Source organism: Cellvibrio sp. ARAG 10.3, from assembly GCF_051846955.1.
In the GTDB taxonomy this organism is placed as follows: domain Bacteria; phylum Pseudomonadota; class Gammaproteobacteria; order Pseudomonadales; family Cellvibrionaceae; genus Cellvibrio.
Genome location: NZ_JBPYCU010000014.1, coordinates 17,197 through 34,784 on the forward strand (window position 1 = coordinate 17,197; position 17,588 = coordinate 34,784).

Annotated in this window: 11 protein-coding genes, 1 tRNA gene and 3 pseudogenes; 4 read left to right on the top strand and 11 right to left on the bottom strand. The window is 49.1% G+C overall.

Annotated features, from left to right (window positions below; all coding sequences use genetic code 11):
• Window positions 1-101: 101 nt before the first annotated feature.
• On the bottom strand, window positions 102-674 hold the full coding sequence (locus ACSV5M_RS16140; protein WP_439177363.1) for a hypothetical protein: 573 nt from the start codon (window positions 672-674) through the stop codon (window positions 102-104).
• Between the two features lie 268 nt (window positions 675-942).
• Between ACSV5M_RS16140 and ACSV5M_RS16145 the strand changes: the two are divergent.
• The 3 genes and pseudogenes from ACSV5M_RS16145 to ACSV5M_RS16155 form a co-directional block, all read left to right on the top strand.
• Window positions 943-1,852: pseudogene (locus ACSV5M_RS16145) on the top strand (IS3 family transposase); the annotation flags it as partial.
• 219 nt (window positions 1,853-2,071) lie between these two features.
• Window positions 2,072-3,124, top strand: a complete 1,053-nt coding sequence (locus ACSV5M_RS16150) for an IS110 family transposase (protein WP_439177364.1) — start codon at window positions 2,072-2,074, stop codon at window positions 3,122-3,124.
• A 12-nt stretch (window positions 3,125-3,136) separates the two neighbouring features.
• Window positions 3,137-3,331 (top strand): annotated as a pseudogene (locus ACSV5M_RS16155) (IS3 family transposase); the annotation flags it as partial.
• Window positions 3,332-3,625: 294 nt separating this feature from the next.
• Here the strand turns inward: ACSV5M_RS16155 and ACSV5M_RS16160 are convergent.
• Window positions 3,626-4,542, bottom strand: a pseudogene (locus ACSV5M_RS16160) (IS5 family transposase).
• A gap of 34 nt (window positions 4,543-4,576) precedes the next feature.
• Window positions 4,577-5,575, bottom strand: coding sequence for a glycosyl transferase family 90 (locus ACSV5M_RS16165; protein ID WP_439177366.1), 999 nt, complete (start codon window positions 5,573-5,575; stop codon window positions 4,577-4,579).
• Window positions 5,576-5,802: 227 nt separating this feature from the next.
• Between ACSV5M_RS16165 and ACSV5M_RS16170 the strand changes: the two genes are divergently transcribed.
• Complete coding sequence (locus ACSV5M_RS16170) at window positions 5,803-8,658, top strand: valine--tRNA ligase (RefSeq protein ID WP_439177368.1); 2,856 nt, start codon at window positions 5,803-5,805, stop codon at window positions 8,656-8,658.
• Between the two features lie 263 nt (window positions 8,659-8,921).
• Here the strand turns inward: ACSV5M_RS16170 and ACSV5M_RS16175 are convergent.
• The 8 genes from ACSV5M_RS16175 to gap form a co-directional block, all read right to left on the bottom strand.
• Window positions 8,922-9,013: transfer RNA gene (locus ACSV5M_RS16175), tRNA-Ser, on the bottom strand.
• A gap of 305 nt (window positions 9,014-9,318) precedes the next feature.
• Window positions 9,319-9,510: a carbon storage regulator CsrA gene (csrA, locus tag ACSV5M_RS16180; RefSeq protein WP_087466259.1), complete on the bottom strand. Its 192-nt coding sequence runs from the start codon at window positions 9,508-9,510 to the stop codon at window positions 9,319-9,321.
• A gap of 225 nt (window positions 9,511-9,735) precedes the next feature.
• A complete protein-coding gene (locus ACSV5M_RS16185; protein WP_439177370.1) occupies window positions 9,736-10,983 on the bottom strand; it encodes an aspartate kinase in 1,248 nt (415 codons plus the stop codon).
• A gap of 146 nt (window positions 10,984-11,129) precedes the next feature.
• Window positions 11,130-13,736 carry an alanine--tRNA ligase gene (gene alaS, locus ACSV5M_RS16190; protein ID WP_439177371.1) on the bottom strand — a complete coding sequence of 869 codons (2,607 nt, stop codon included), beginning with the start codon at window positions 13,734-13,736 and terminating at the stop codon, window positions 11,130-11,132.
• Window positions 13,737-13,782: 46 nt separating this feature from the next.
• Window positions 13,783-13,977 (bottom strand): Trm112 family protein, encoded by a 195-nt coding sequence (locus tag ACSV5M_RS16195; protein WP_439177372.1) that lies wholly within the window; start codon window positions 13,975-13,977, stop codon window positions 13,783-13,785.
• Window positions 13,978-14,123: 146 nt separating this feature from the next.
• Window positions 14,124-14,957, bottom strand: coding sequence for a M23 family metallopeptidase (locus ACSV5M_RS16200; protein WP_439177373.1), 834 nt, complete (start codon window positions 14,955-14,957; stop codon window positions 14,124-14,126).
• Between the two features lie 112 nt (window positions 14,958-15,069).
• Window positions 15,070-16,512 carry a pyruvate kinase gene (gene pyk, locus ACSV5M_RS16205; RefSeq protein WP_439177375.1) on the bottom strand — a complete coding sequence of 481 codons (1,443 nt, stop codon included), beginning with the start codon at window positions 16,510-16,512 and terminating at the stop codon, window positions 15,070-15,072.
• Between the two features lie 14 nt (window positions 16,513-16,526).
• Window positions 16,527-17,534 (bottom strand): type I glyceraldehyde-3-phosphate dehydrogenase, encoded by a 1,008-nt coding sequence (gap, locus tag ACSV5M_RS16210; RefSeq protein WP_439177376.1) that lies wholly within the window; start codon window positions 17,532-17,534, stop codon window positions 16,527-16,529.
• Window positions 17,535-17,588 lie beyond the last annotated feature (54 nt).

The window sequence follows — 17,588 nt, forward strand, 5'->3', positions numbered from 1 at the left end:
GCTTAATTTTTGTTCGATTTTTTGCTCTTACGTAACATCCTCGGGAGGACGCCCCACCGAGTGGTGCGAACATCCCGCCTTGGTAGAAAACTTTTAAATGGTCAATAACCATTCAATGGCGTATTGCAGTAGCCATTACCAATATGACTGATGCCAGTATTGCAATATGTGAGGACTCGAAACCTTTCCTTATTTGTTTCTTTCCGCTCCTTTCCACCATAAGGGTAATAGCATGCATTGTGCTCTACAAAGTATTTACCAATTATCCCAGTAGGATAATGGGCGCAACCATAGGTTGCTTTGGGAGGGTTGCCTCGCTCGTAGGAATCCAAGTTAATCAGCGATGCCTGTGAATCTATATGACTGAAACGCCAGCCTTCAGGTAAGACTAAAAGGTCAAAGTTTTCTTTACGAGAGTTTTCTTTTCCACCCCAAGGAATATAGCAAACTGCTGTACTGAGAGGGCCGCTTCTACCTTGTTTGACAATCGCTTTTCCTACAACTGTAGTGCCATCCGTTCGATTATTTTCGCGGCAAAAGTACATAGCATCCTTTTGATTATATCCATCTTCATAACCCATAAAGGTTCCAATATTATTGCTTTTATTTAACCATTCAACCGCCTGAACAGTATTAAATGCGAAACCCACTAGAAAAAACACTAAATATCTCATAAATAATCCTTATGTTAAAAGTTAGGCGCCAAACCGGCGATTAATTATACCTTAGCGGATAAACAGAATAAAGCTAGCCATCGAAAAAAGCTGCCTGTTCCCGTTAATGAGACATTAATAAAACTATTTCCATCCCGAAAATTATCTCAAAAATTATTTGTAAGAGCCTTCGAGTCGATCAGCGATATTATTGGTGTGTAGTGGCATAGTGAATTTGGCTTCCCAATTAGAAGTGATATTATCGCTTCACACAATTAATAGGAGCCCAATGAGCAAACGTACCAGACTAACATTTAGCCCTGAATTTCGCCATGAAACCGCGCAGCTGGTTGTAGAGAAAGGTTACACCATTCACGATGCAGCAGAATCTATGGGAGTAGGTTTATCCACGATGGATAAAAGGGGTTAAACAACTGCGGGCAGCCGACGAAAGGCGCTCCCGTCACTCCTGAGCAACAGCGCATTCGGGAGCTGGAAAAGAAAACGCATTGAAACGGAAAACGAAATTCTAAAAAAGGCTACCGCTCTCTTGATATCCGACTCGCTGAACAGTTTGCGATAATTTACGAACTCAAGCAGAGCTACAGCGTAAAGATTTTATGCAATGCATTTGGTATTCATCGCAGTAGCTATCGATACTGGTCAGAAAGGCCGAGCGATATTGATGCGAGACGATTCATTTACTAAGTGAAGTGCGTGGTGTTCATGCGCAAAGCCACGGTTCTGCGGGTGCCAGAACTGTCGCAGAGATGGTGACCGTCAGAGGAACTAAGCTAAGCCGCTATCGAGCCAGCAAGCTGATGAAAAAACTGGAATTAGTGAGTTGCCAAGTACCGAAATACAACTACAAAGGCAGAGCAAGAGCATGTTGTTATCCCAAATAAATTGGATCGGCAATTTACTGCGCCAAAGCCAAATCAAGCCTGGCGTGGCGGTGTGACTTACATTTGGATTGGTACCCGCTTGCCGTTGTATTGGATTTATTTGCACGCAGCCCGATTGGCTGGGCGTTTTCTTTGTCGCCCGACAGTGAGCTGGCGTTTGAAGCACGAGGAAGGCCCAAAAGCTTGATGTTTCATTCAGGCCAGGGTTGCCATTACACCAGCAAAAGTTATCGGCAATTATTATGGCGCTATCAGATTGAGCAGAGCATGAATCGTCGCGGCAACTGTTGGGATACTCAGTCTACTATGCTTACGAACACTGCTTTGGTTTGACCCGTGCTGGGATTGGCTCTTTGCATGCCTTTGCATTGACCTGTCAACTAAATGCAGTGTTACCCAGACATTACTGGGCTTAGCTAAAGTGACCTAATAGGAGCCTTGTGCTGCATCCTGAGTGTCCTGTCCTGAGGTTAAGGTTGGTAATGCCAGGCTATTCACTCTGGAGACTAACCCATGAACCCGTCAGAATCGCGAGAAGTTATTTTAGGAGTGGATACTCATCTGGATGTCCATGTTGCTGCCACAATAAATCAATCTGGCAACTTACTCGGAACATGGTGCGTTTCGGTAAACTCACATGGCTATGCTGATTTGCTTCACTGGGCAACCACATTTGGCAAGCTAACACGCGCAGGAATCGAGGGTACTGGAACTTATGGTGCAGCGCTCTACCGGTTTTTAGCAAGTCAGGGCGTAGTAGTGATTGAGGTTAATCGGCCCGATCGCAGTAAACGCAGAATGCAAGGTAAGTCAGATCCATTGGATGCTGAAAATGCTGCCCGAGCGGTATTAGCTGGAACAGCGACGGCTATTCCTAAAAATCAAAGCGGAGCATGTGAAGAAATCCGAATGGTAGCGGTTGCCAGACGCAGTGCTGTAAAAGCCAAGACGCAAGCTATGAACCAGATTCGAGCGCTGCTAGTAAGTGCTCCGCAAGAAGTCCGCGAGCGTCTTTGGCGGACCAAGCCTTATGAGTGTGCAAAGGCTTGCATATCGGTGCGCTCCCTTGGAAGATCGAGTCTGCTATACACTTATGGCAACGTTAAGCTTGCCAAGCGCTGGATGACGCTCGCTGAGGAGCTTGATCACTTGGATAAAAGTCTGGATATGCTCACCCAGGAGCATTGCAAAAGCCTCCGTTCTCGGATGGGTATCGGGCCATATGCAGCTGCTACCCTAGTTACGGTTGCCGGTGATAACCCTGAACGCCTCAAGAATGAATCTGCTCTTGCTGCATTGTGTGGTGTAAATCCATTACCAGCGTCATCGGGTAAGACTGTGCGGCACCGTTTAAGTCGAGGAGGTAACAGAGCAGCTAACAATGCGCTTTGGACGATAACTCTAGTTAGGGCTCGCAGTGATCCGAGAACGAGACAATATGTTGCTCGGTGGACTACAGAAGGACTCACAACTAAAGAAATTTATCGATGCCTGAAACGATACATAGCTAGAGAGGTTTACCCTCTCATCTTGAACGATTTATCAAAAATTAGAAGCGTCTCTTGACATAGGAGCGTCAATGCACCAATGGAACGGTTCTTTAGAAGTTTAAAAACCGAGTGGGCACCGACATTCGGCTATCGAAATTTTAAGGAAGCTGAATTTTCAATAGCGAATTATGTGCTGAGTTACTACAGTCAAACGAGGCCGCACAGACACAACGGAGGCTTGTCGCCAGTAATGGCTGAACGAGCATACGCGAGTATCGCTTAAACTGTGGCTAAATTTACTTGACCACTATAGCGCCTAACGAATGTAAATTTCAATCAATATATGCCTATAATGCTTAAAGCATTGTAAATACTTTTTAAAAGAATCTACCGATGAACAGATAATGATTAGCATATGGAGAAATTAAGAATTTTTAGGGACCCTCTAAAAAATTATCTCTTTTTAAAACATCATACTCCGCAAAAGAGAATCGCAAAAATTTTGCAAGCAAACCCACTGTTTTTTATTTTTTTCGCCTGTAATTCACCGTGGCGGCACATTACAGGCGGACTACCCCTAGGGCAGTAAGCACGATTTCATCCGCAACAGGTTTGCCAAACCCGCCAACACATATAAACGGTTGGTATTTTTTTCCAACCCGCGATAGCGAACCTTGCTGTAATGAAACACGCGCTTGATGTAGAAAGAGGCATGTTCTACTTTTGCCCGTACGCTGGCCTTCATTTTTTCTGCCTGCGCCAATGGATCTGGCTTGGCTAGCTTCGCCCGTTTACCAGGGCGCATCGCAATAAACCAATCCACCAGACGAGTGGTATGCTCTTCTCGTTTGTCTACCCCGAGATGGCCTGCATCACTCCATACGCGCTGCTCATCACCGTGCGGCAATTTATCGGTTCGGGTAATATCGAGCTCATTGGCTGCCACCGTGGCGATGCTGTGAATTAAACCAAGGTGGTCATCGACACCGATGTGCATTTTCATTCCATGATGTCACTCATTACCCTCCTTAACCTGATGCATTTCCGGATCGTGTTCGCCGTCTGCATTTTTGGTGGATGTTGGCGCAGCAATAATGGTGGCATCAACAATAGCACCCTCGCGCAGCCGCACCCCCCTTATCTGCTAAATGCTGATTAATCGTGTCGAATATCCTTTTGCCAAATTTGTGGGTTTCAACATACTGGCGAAAGTTAAGGATGGTGATTTCGTCAGGGATGCTTTCACACAACCGTAGGAGGGCAAAACGACGCATGGAATCAACTTCGTACAAGTAGTCTTCCATCTCCGGATCGCTGAGATTTTACACCAGCTGCATAAAGTGAATATGGCCTACCGGGCCCGGTTTTCTGGTAATCTTTGCTCAATTGCTGCTTTAGTTTTTGCCACGGAAAAAGCTCTTCCAGTCGAGCCAGGAATTTTTCTCGGCAGGTGGTGCGTTTTTTGATGGCGTATTCGACTTCGGCAAGGGCAATTGGCTCATGGTGTTCACCGGTGGTTGTGGTTGCGCTATTGTGCCAAATTTTGGGAATTTTTCAGAGATTCCTTAGATAACCTGAAATACTTATCCATCACCAGAAGAGATATCAACAACTCTGTGCCTTCATTAAAAAACTTCTTCATATAGTCGTTAGCGTTAGCGACTATTTGTTGCGCCTCTTCTGGATGTTCGTTATAAAAATTAACTTTTTCTTCCAAATCTGAATGATCATCTTTGAGAAGCACATAATGTAAATCCGGAATCAATGCCCCCTCCATAAACCAGGTTTCAAATCGCGGTCTGCGCATGAAACATAATGAGTTGGAAGCCATAATCCACTTCAGGTTAGTGGCAACATCATTACCCTCTATACTTAATATGTAACGATATTCCAATTGCTGGGGAATAGTGAGGAAGGGCCGCTCATAAATGGTACGTTTATTTTTGTGGTGGGTATCGCCAAAATCACAAACCGGATTGTCGAAATACTCTTCCAACAGCTTGACTCTTTCGGGCCTATTAGACTTTCCCCTCCATACCAATTTTGGGATTTTATCCTCGAACTTAATCTTATCTTTCACCACATAGTAATGCCGAATCTTGTTCAACTTCAACAACACCGAATTCTGATTGCTTTGATCAGCACAAATCGGTCGGCTTTTTAAAAAAGTGGGAACATCCGGCACATCAACAATATCTCCAAAAAGGTAGGAGTAAGAAATATCCTTGGGGAAATAACGGATCAATGATTTAAAATCCAGTGTATAAGCGGCACTTTTCTTGCCGCTGTACAGCTGATTTTCAAAATTCAGTTTTTCCGGCAACACAAATGGTGACTGCAATTTGTTGTAATAATTAACACGCTGCATGATTGCTTGTTGCTCGGCTGGGCTCAGCTGATCAAACGACCTCAATATTTCATCCAATCGGCGCTGCCATACTTTAGGATGGACGAGATAGTTCAGCCCACCACGCAAATAGTATCTGAACTTATAAAAATTCTTTTTTGGTTGATCGAGTAATGCCATGAATTCATACCTGACCGGACTTCCTGCAAGCCGGATTGACAATAAACTATAGGATAGGACCAAGCCCAAGGGGGAGCCCATTATGCAACAAAGCTGCCCCACCAAAACAGATCCTGATCACGCCCTGCAAGCCTGAAACCTAGGCCACCAGCGCCTCGGCATGTATAATCCGACCCCTTATCATTTTTCATTTCCGTTATCAAACGACATCAGGGTTACACAGTTCCATGGATAAAACCTACCAGCCCCACGCCATCGAGAATCAGTGGTATCAAACCTGGGAAGAAAAGGGTTACTTCAAACCCAGCGGTGAGGGGGATCCTTACTGCATCATGATTCCCCCACCCAATGTCACCGGCAGCCTGCATATGGGCCACGGGTTCAATAATGCAGTGATGGATGCCTTGATTCGCTATCGTCGAATGAAAGGTGACGACACGCTTTGGCAGGTAGGTACTGATCACGCGGGCATCGCCACACAAATGGTCGTAGAACGTCAGCTCGCAGCGCAAGGCGTCAGCCGTCACGACTTGGGGCGTGAAGCATTTTTGAACAAGGTATGGGAATGGAAGGAGCAATCTGGCGGTACGATTACTCGCCAGATCCGTCGCCTTGGGTCTTCTGTGGATTGGAGCCGTGAGCGCTTTACCATGGACGAAGGACTATCGCGCGCGGTGCAGGAAGCGTTCGTTCGCTTGCACGATGATGGCTTGATCTATCGCGGCAAACGGCTGGTTAACTGGGACCCGAAATTACACACCGCCATCTCCGATCTGGAGGTGGAGAACCACGACGAAAAAGGTCACCTCTGGCATCTGCGTTATCCGTTAGCTGATGGCGCCACCACCGCAGATGGAAAAAATTATCTGGTAGTCGCCACTACCCGGCCCGAAACCATGCTGGGCGACAGCGCCGTGGCCGTTCATCCTGAAGATGAACGCTACCGTTCGCTTATTGGTAAATTCGTTGTACTGCCGCTGGTAAACCGATTAATCCCCATTGTTGCCGATGATTATGTGGACCGTGAATTCGGCACTGGCTGCGTCAAGATCACACCGGCCCATGACTTCAACGACTATGAAGTCGGTAAACGCCACAACCTGCCGTTGATTAACGTTCTGGATAAGAATGCTGCCATTCTGCCCGGCGCGCAAATATTCAACGTCGACGGCAGCGTAAATGCACAGGTGGACAGCAGCCTGCCAACCCAATTTGCCGGTCTGGATCGTTACGAAGCGCGCAAACAAATCATCGCTGCCTTTGAAGATGTCGGCCTGCTGGAAAAAATTGATGACCACGCCCTGAAGGTACCGCGTGGCGACCGGTCTGGCGTAGTGGTTGAACCCTGGCTCACCGATCAGTGGTATGTCAGCACCAAACCCCTGGCGGAACCGGCTATTGCCGCCGTGGAAGACGGGCGGATCGAATTTGTGCCCAAGCAATATGAGAATATGTACTTTTCCTGGATGCGCGATATCCAGGATTGGTGTATTTCCCGGCAGCTTTGGTGGGGCCACCGCATTCCCGCCTGGTATGACGCAAATGGCCAGGTGTACGTTGGCCGCAACGAAGCCGAGGTGCGCACAAAATATAATTTGGCTGCCGACCTGCCATTGCAACAGGATGAAGACGTACTCGACACCTGGTTCAGCTCCGGACTCTGGACCTTCTCTACATTAGGCTGGCCCGAACAAACCGATTTTCTAAAGAAATTCCACCCTACTGATGTATTGGTGACAGGTTTCGATATTATTTTCTTCTGGGTTGCCCGGATGATTATGTTGACCATGCACCTGGTAAAAGACGACCAGGGGCAAGCGCAGATTCCGTTTAAAACGGTTTACGTGCATGGACTGGTTCGCGATAGCCAAGGGCAGAAAATGTCGAAGTCCAAGGGCAACGTGCTCGATCCTTTGGATATTATCGATGGCATCGACCTTGAAACCCTCGTCCAAAAACGCACCACCGGTTTGATGCGGCCACAGGATGCAGCCAAGATTGAAAAGCAAACCCGCAAGGAATTTCCTGACGGCATTGCCGCCTATGGCACCGATGCACTGCGCTTTACCTTCTGTTCACTTGCATCGACCGGACGTGACATCAAATTTGATATGGGCCGGGTCGAAGGCAATCGCAATTTCTGTAACAAAATCTGGAATGCGACCCGCTATGTACTGATGCAATGTGAAGATCAGGATTGCGGCCAGGATGGCTCGCAAGATTACGAATTGTCGGTAGTGGATCGCTGGATCATCAGCAAACTGCAACTGGCCGAAAAAACCGTATGCACAGCGCTGGACACATACCGTTTGGACCTGGCGGCCCAAGCCATTTATGAATTCGTCTGGGACGAATACTGTAGCTGGTACCTGGAGTTATCCAAGCCACTGTTATGGGACGAAAACGCCAGCGCCGCACAAAAGAAAGGCACCCGCCGCACGCTGATTCGCGTATTGGAAACCATTCTGCGTCTGTCCCATCCGCTAATGCCTTTTATCACCGAAGAAATCTGGCAGAAAATCAAACCTCTCGCCGGAGCAACCGGTGACACCATTATGTTGAGTCAGTATCCACAAGCGGATGAGAATCGCATTGATGCCGGAGCAAGTTATGAAGTTGATGCAATACAGCGATTGATCCTCGTGGTGCGCAATATTCGCGGACAATACAATGTACCACCCGGGCAGGATTTACCGATTTATATTAAAGGCGCATCCCATGATTACAAGGAAGTGCTAAATCGAAACCAGCCGCTATTGAAGAAAATGGCATCCATTGAAAATATTTCATGGCTGGAGCCGATCGAAGAAGGGCCATTTTCGGCTTCGGGAGTCATCGGCAGTATGACAATCCTGGTGCCAATGGCAGATCTAATCGATAAAGATGCGGAAATTGCCCGACTCAAAAAGGAACAGGGCAAACTCCAGCAAGAAATTGACAAAATAACGTCGAAGCTGAGTAATCCTGCTTTCCTGGAGAAAGCTCCTGCGGAAATTGTAACCAATGAGCGCAGGCGCGTTATCGAATATCAAAATTCGCTGGAAAAATTAAATGAAGAAATAACTAAAATAAATTCTTTGTAAGGACGGATGCTCACACAATGCGAGTTTGGCGTTAGGGTAAATGTTTCGAAACCCTCAATTCATGGATGAATTGAGGGAGCTACAGGGAAGATTCATTCGCCACATCCCTATGGCTCACCCTTCGGGCAGCTTCGCTGTGCAAATTGGCTCTCCTGCCAATTTGTCATGCGCTTTCGAAACATTTACCCTAATGACAAACGAATTCCGAAATACCTCCACACAAAATAAAAAAGCCCGGTTAGCGATAACCGGGCTTTTTAATATGGCGGAGAGAGAGGGATTCGAACCCTCGATACCGTTTAACGGGTATACGCCCTTAGCAGGGGCGCGCCTTCGGCCACTCGGCCACCTCTCCGGATTAAATCAAATCAATCAAATGATCAATTTGTAACCTGTTGAAAACTATAAAAATTTCAGCCGGCGTAAGAGTGGATCGCCGTCTCAACAGGTGCGGCATAATACCATATTTCAAAAAAAATCAAAGGCTTGATATGAATTTTATACCGCTAATGCGCCGTCTTCGGCGTAAGCCTGATAATATAAAATAGGTAAACAAAGGGAAGAGTTTCATAGTGAACTGCGCGGCGGCTTATTAGGCTATCTCCGCCGCGAGCACACACAAAGCAGGTTATACAAACAAGCCAAACACCACGGAGGTGATTAGTTAGGCTGTTCATCCTGATTTTGCTTTTCGCGTTGAATACGCTGATAAATTTCTTCGCGATGCACTGCAATATCTTTAGGTGCGTTTACACCGATACGAACCTGGTTACCTTTCACACCCAGTACAGTTACGGTTACTTCATCACCAACCATCAAGGTTTCGCCAATACGGCGGGTCAAAATCAACATCTTTAATCTCCTTCACTCATCCTGTAAGAGTACGACTGAGACTCCAATGTCCTTCGCCGTCTCTCGACTAACCCCTGTCGCTACCAGAACTGCTTAGCTCCGGAATAAGTATCGTCTACTTTTAGCGAAAAGGAAGAAACCCCCAAAATTTTCTGTTTGTAGCTCACCAAACAGCCTTACTGTACCGCTAGAGTCTTGCTTGTTATTCGCCGCGCGGAGTAACTATTACCCCCGCACTCTGTTCTCCGACGGCTCGGCATCCAGGCCAAATGCGGTGTGCAAACTGCGCACAGCCAACTCCAGATAACGCTCATCAATAATCACCGAAATCTTGATTTCAGAGGTCGTGATCATTTGAATATTAATACTATCCTGCGCCAGGGCAGTAAACATGCGCGACGCCACACCAGCGTGGGAACGCATACCTACTCCAACTATAGACACCTTGGCGACTTTGTCATCACTGCGAACTTCCCGTGCGCCAATTTCTTTGGCCACGCTTTGCAGCACAGCGACGGCTTTGTTCATATCGTTTTTATGCACGGTAAACGTCAGGTCGGTAGTGTTATCCGCTGCAACGTTTTGCACAATCACATCGACTTCGATGTTAGCCGCACCAATCGGAGCCAGGATTTTGGCCGCTACGCCGGGTGTATCAGGCACACCGGCAACAGTCACTTTTGCTTCATCGCGGTTAAATGCAATACCGGAGACAATCGGTTGTTCCATTGTAGAGTTTTCCTCATCGAGGGTAATCAGGGTACCTGGGCCTTCTTTGAAACTGGACAGTACACGCAGGGGCACGTTGTATTTGCCGGCAAATTCCACCGAGCGGATTTGCAGGACTTTTGAGCCCAGGCTGGCCATCTCCAGCATTTCTTCAAAGGTAATCTTTTCAAGCCGGCGCGCACGCTCGACAACACGAGGATCAGTGGTATATACGCCGTCAACATCGGTATAGATCTGGCATTCATCGGCTTTGAGTGCGGCGGCCAATGCCACACCGGTGGTGTCAGAACCGCCACGACCCAATGTCGTGATATTGCCCTGCTCATCTACCCCCTGGAATCCCGCTACCACGACCACACGACCAGCCTGTAAGTCGGCTCTCATGTTGGTTTCATCGATAGCCTGAATGCGGGCCTTGGTATGAGCATTGTCTGTCAGGATGCGAACCTGGCCGCCAGTATAGGATCTTGCGTCCACACCGCGCTTTTTCAACGCCATACATAAAAGAGCAATGGTTACCTGCTCTCCTGTAGACACCAAAACATCCAGTTCACGCGGGTCTGGTGTCTGCTGAATTTGTTGGGCCAACCCTATCAGGCGGTTGGTTTCGCCACTCATAGCGGATAACACCACGACCATGTCGTGGCCTTGGGCGCGGAAAGCGGCCACTTTATCGGCGACAGCTTCTATACGCTCGATGGACCCCACGGAGGTACCACCATACTTTTGAACCAATAAGCTCATTCCCAGCCTATCCCTCATTAAAATGAAACAGAAGCCACAATTAGCGCACCGCAAACGGCGGGCAATTAAACAACAAATTGCTCGAAAAGTTAATCAATCACAACAAAAAAGCGCAAAATAAGCGCTATTTTCACGTTTCCTTACAGTTAATGAGACTTCAGTTGCTGCTCCACCCAGGAGACAACAGAAGCCAAAGCGCTTTCCAGCGCGGGGACATCATTGCCACCACCCTGCGCCATATCCGGTCTGCCACCGCCCTTGCCGCCGATCTGTTCAGCCACATGGCGCATTAAATCGCCGGCCTTGATTTTATCGGTGAGGTTTTGGGTTACACCAGCAACCAGGGCTACTTTATTGTCCTCTTCTACCGTCGCCAGCAGAACAACTGCTTTGCCCAGCTTATTCTTGAACTGGTCCACGGTGTCGCGCAGCGATTTACTATCGGCACCCTCCAGATTCAGTGCCAGCACTTTAATCCCCTCGATATCGCGCGCCTGACCGAGCACATCACCACCGCCGGAAGTGGCCAGGCGAGTCTTCATTTGCGCCAGGTCTTTTTCCAGCTTGCGATTTTGATTGGTCAATTGCTCGATTTTTTCAATGAGGTTATCGCGATTCGTTTTAAGTGTGCGGGTGGCGCTCTCCACCAATTGATCCAGATTGTCGAACAAAGCCAGCGCCTTGGCTCCGGTTACCGCCTCAATACGCCGGACACCTGCGGCAACACCTGACTCTGAGGTAATTCGCATCAAGCCGATATCACCAGTACGACTGACATGCGTACCCCCGCAAAGCTCCACGGAAAAACCTTCACCCATGGTCAATACGCGCACCCGATCACCATATTTTTCGCCAAATAACGCCATTGCACCCTTGGCTTTGGCTTCATCCATATCACAGTGGTCGGTCGTTACCGCACTGTTCGCACGGATCTGGTCGTTAACCAGCACTTCAATCGCTTTCAATTGCTCAGGCTTAACAGCTTCGAAGTGGGAGAAATCAAAACGCAGACGCTCAGAATCCACCAACGAACCTTTTTGCGTCACATGCTCGCCCAGTATTTTACGTAAGGCGGCATGTAATAAATGTGTGGCAGAGTGATTTAAGGCCGTAGCCTGACGCACGTTCTCATCAACTTTAGCCTTAATCGTGTCACCTACACGCAGGGTTCCTTGCAGCACATGCACAATATGCAAATGACTATCACCCTGTTTTTGGCAATCCCGGACTTCTGCGCGACTGGAACCACTCTCAATATACCCGGAGTCACCCACCTGTCCGCCCGATTCACCATAGAAGGGCGTGCGATCCAGAACAACCACACCATCGTCACCTTCACTGAGGTGATCTACTGCTGCACCGCCTTTTAGCAGCGCGAGGATCACACCCTGCTCTGCCAGAGAGCTGTAGCCTATAAACTCTGTGGCCGGAACATCCAACCCGGCGGCGGTGTAGTCCACCTTAAAAGCGCCAGCAGCACGGGCACGGGCGCGCTGAGCTTCCATCGCCTTGTCGTAACCGGGCATATCAATCGTCAAGCCACGCTCGCGAGCGATATCATTGGTCAAGTCCAGTGGAAAACCGTAGGTGTCGTAAAGTGTGAAGACCACCTCACCGGGGATTTCTGAACCATTCAGCTTTGCCAGAGCGTCTTCCAACACAGCCATTCCCTTGTCCAGCGTCTTTTCAAATTGCTCTTCTTCCTGCAACAGGATGCGCTCTATATGCGCACGGTTTTTTACCAGTTCCGGATAAGCATCCCCCATAACGTCGGCCAATGCCGCAACCAACTTGTGGAAAAAAGGCTGTTTTTGACCCAACTGGTTACCATGGCGAGTCGCGCGGCGAATGATGCGGCGCAGAACGTAGCCGCGCCCTTCATTGGAGGGGAGAACACCATCACTGATCAGGAATGAGCAGGAACGAATATGGTCGGCAATAACCCGCAGGGATTTATTTTCCATATCCTGGGTACCGGTAGCTTGCGCCGCCGCCTTTAGCAGGTGCTGGAATAAATCGATATCGTAATTGTTGTGCACATGCTGCATGACGGCAGCAATACGCTCCAGGCCCATACCGGTATCAACAGAGGGCTTGGGCAAGGGAATCAGGGTGCCGTCGGTTTGACGTTCATATTGCATGAACACCACATTCCAGACTTCAATGTAACGATCCAGGTGATCATTTTCACTGCCGGGAGGGCCACCGGGAATATCTTCACCATGGTCATAGAAAATTTCAGTACAGGGACCACAAGGACCTGTATCACCCATCTGCCAGAAGTTATCCGCGTCAAGACGCGAAATACGATCAGGGCTTACGCCTATTTCTTTTACCCAGATATCGGCTGCTTCATCGTCGGAAATATGTGCTGTTACCCATAAACGCTCTTTGGGAAGCTTCAAGACTTCTGTCAAAAATTCCCAGGCAAACTGGATGGCATCACGCTTGAAGTAGTCACCAAAACTGAAGTTACCCAGCATCTCGAAAAATGTATGGTGTCTTGCGGTGTAGCCCACATTTTCAAGGTCATTATGCTTGCCACCGGCACGCACACATCGCTGGGAACTGGCTGCACGGGTGTAGCTGCGTTTGTCGCCGCCCAGGAATACATCTTTAAACTGCACCATCCCCGCATTGGTGAATAGCAACGTGGGGTCATTACCCGGAATCAATGAGCTGCTGGGAACAATGGTGTGCCCTTTGCTCTCAAAAAATTTCAAGTAAGCGTCACGAATTTCTGCGCTCTTCATAGATCGTTCATCAACTCTGCATGGCAAGGGAAAAGGTAGACAGCAATCAGCTATTACGTTGGGCTTTTTCTTCACTCGTCAATTGGCGAGCTTCACTTTCAAGCATGACAGGAATGCCGTCACGAATCGGATAAGCCAAGCCACTTGCCCAGCAGACCAGTTCCTGTTTTTCCGGTTGATATTCCAACTCGGCCTTGCTGACCGGGCAGACTAAAATGCTGAGAAGTTTTTTATCGATCATGACACTGACTCTGCTTGATCCATAAACCGCCGCTCGCGGGCGACGGTCAAGAGGTTTAAAAGGGCGGTATCTTACACTGTCGGGCAGGAGGCTGTCTCTAGCCTTGCGCTATGGCCACCATAGGTTAACGCCGGGAATATCAGGGACTATTCCTTGGACGCAGCCGGCTTCTGTTCAGGCATCGGCCCCACCATCAATGAGGGATCAACCCGCTCTCCAAACCAATTCATGCGCCAATCGAGATGAGGCCCCGTGGCGCGACCGCTCGCGCCGACTTGTGCAATCACCTGCCCCTGCTCAATGTGATCACCCTCTTCGACCAGAATTTTGTGGAGGTGGATAAACGTCGATGATAAACCGTGACCATGGTCGACAATCAGGGTGCCACCGGAAAAAAACATATCGGGATGGACCAGCGTCACCACACCGCCAGCCGGCGCCCGTACTGCGGTGCCAGTCGGGGCGGCGATGTCTATTCCATAATGGGGAGAGTTGGGCTCACCATTGTAAAATCGTTGGCTACCGTACACCCCGGTAATTCGCCCTACCAAGGGCCATTCAAATTCTTGTGCAAAATTCCGCAGAGGTAAATCTACCTTGCGTGCGTCTGCTGCCATCTTCGCCTCGCGGCGGCTGCGTTCTATCTGCTCCGGCGACGGAGTCACTGTCCGCTGCGGGACACCTGTCACCCGCTGGATATTGTAATCTCGCGCAGCAACATCAAATGTATGCTCCTGCCGTTTTCCACTCGCATCAATGGTGGCCACAATGGCTTGGGGTTTTGCATCACGTCCCAGACCGATAACAAACTGGCCATCCTCGGTCACACGTACACTTCGGTCCATAAATTCAACTTGTGTACCTGTCGGAACACGCCCCAATAAGACAGCGCCCTGCTGCCACTGTCCCTTAAATTCCAGGCCAAACACAGCGGCACTCAGAGAGGCTCCAATACACAACAAGACGAAATATCTGAACACGAGAACTCCGTGGTGATCATGCTACTGATGAATAAAAAACACACAATACCGACATAAAAAACGGCAGACAAGCTGCCGTTTTGGATTGCGCATAACCGAGAAGATTCAGCGATTAAAGCTTAGCGCCGACCCGCAGGATCTTCATCGTGTTGGTGCCGCCAAGCAAATTCGTGTCACCGCTCGACAGGATAACCAAATCACCATCCACCAGGACACCAGCATCCTTCAGATTATTCACTGCACGTAAATAATCATCTGCGCAAGGTGTACTCGCCGTATCGAAAGGCACCGGATAGACGCCGCGATAAAGTGCAACGCGGCGTTGGGTGTGCATATGGCGAGAGAATGCAAAGATCGGCAATTGCGAACCCACTCTTGACATCAGGCGCGGTGTGCTGCCGGATTCGGTGAAGGCAATAATGGCTTTCACTTTATCCAGGTGGTTCGCGGTATACATAGCAGCCAGTGCAATGGATTCATCGATGGATGTGAACTCTTCATCCATGCGGTACTTGCTGAAGCTTGCCATCGGATGTTTTTCTGCACCGATGATGATACGTACCATGGCCTCAACGGTTTGCACCGGGAAATTCCCCGCCGCTGTTTCCGCTGACAGCATCACTGCATCGGTACCATCCAGCACGGCGTTAGCCACGTCGAAGACTTCTGCACGGGTTGGTAGCGGACTGTTGATCATGGATTCCATCATCTGGGTCGCGGTGATCACCACTTTATTCAGTGCACGGGAGCGCTCGATAATACGCTTTTGAACACCAATCAATGCAGCATCACCAATTTCCACACCCAGGTCACCGCGGGCAACCATTACCGCGTCACTCGCCCGGATAATGTCATCCAGTACGGCGTCATCCGCGACGGCTTCTGCGCGTTCCACCTTGGCAACCAGACCGGCTTTACCACCGGCGGCTTCCATCAGGGAGCGCGCATAATTCATATCTTCAGCACTGCGCGGGAAAGAAACGGCCAGGTAATCCACGTCGATCTCAGCAGCGGTCTTGATGTCTGCCAGGTCTTTCTCTGTCAGTGCAGGAGCCGTCAAGCCGCCGCCCTGCCGGTTAATACCCTTGTTGTTAGACAAAGGACCGCCAACCAGCGTGGTGCAGTAAATCTTGGTGCCTTCGATACGATCCACGCCCAGCACAACCCGGCCGTCATCCAGCAACAGCTTATCGCCGGGGCGACAGTCATTGGGCAGTTCCTTATAGTCGATACCCACCTGGTGCTGATCGCCGGCATCGCGTGGCAGTGCCGCATCAAGAATAAATTTGTCGCCTACTTTCAGCTGAATCTTACCCTCAGCAAAGCGTGCAACACGAATCTTGGGACCTTGCAGATCGCCCAACACGGCCACGTACAGCTTATGCTTGGCGGCAATGTCACGCACCATTTCCGCACGGCGACGATGATCTTCCGGCGAGCCGTGAGAGAAGTTCAAACGAACCACGTTCACGCCAGCCAAAATCAATTGTTCCAGCACCTCTGCCGACTCTGATGCTGGCCCCAGGGTACTGACGATTTTTGTACGTCTTAACATAACGCTCTCTCGGATTATTTAGCTTGCATCAGGGCAAGCGTGTTATCCAGCATGCGATTGGAGAAGCCCCATTCGTTGTCATACCAGGCCAATACTTTCACCCACTTACCATACACCTTGGTTTGCAGGGCATCATAGTTGGAAGAATGCGGGTTGTGGTTGTAATCAACCGATACCAGTGGCTCGTCAACGTAGGCCAACACGCCGGGCATTTCAGTGGTAGCAGCTGCCTGCATAGCCGCATTGATGGCGTCTACGCTCACGTCTTTTTCAACCAGCACGTTCAGGTCAACCAGCGAAACGTTGATGGTCGGCACACGCACAGAAATACCATCCAGCTTACCTTTCAATTCCGGCAATACCAGACCAACGGCTTTAGCTGCACCGGTTGTGGTCGGAATCATGGATTGAGTAGCTGAACGGGCGCGGTAGATGTCTTTGTGGAATACATCAGACAGCACCTGATCGTTGGTGTAGGAATGGATTGTGGTCATCGAGCCTTGCACGATACCAAAGTTGTCATTCAGCACTTTGGCGATAGGCGCCAGACAGTTGGTGGTACAGGATGCATTAGAGATAACGGTATCGGTAGCTTTCAACACATTGTTGTTCACACCGAATACAACGGTCGCATCAACGTCCGTGCCTGGAGCTGAAATAATGACTTTTTTGGCACCCGCCGCCAGATGCTGACCTGCCTTTTCTTTGCTGGTGAAGATACCGGTACATTCGTATACCACATCAACCTTCAATTCAGCCCAGGGCAATTTAGCCGGGTCGCGCTCAGAGGTAATGCGAATAGCATCGCCATTCACGATCATCTTGTCACCATCCACAACCACGCTACCATTAAATGCGCCGTGAACGGAGTCGTATTTGGTCAGGTGGGCATTCAGGTTAGCATCGCCCAGGTCATTGATACCTACAATTTGAATTTGCTCGCGCTTGCCAGATTCATACAGTGCGCGTAAGACATTTCGGCCGATACGGCCATATCCATTGATAGCTACTCTGATAGTCATTACAGGTTCTCCAGTTAATTTATCAACGCCACAGATGTGGGTTTTAATGCAATA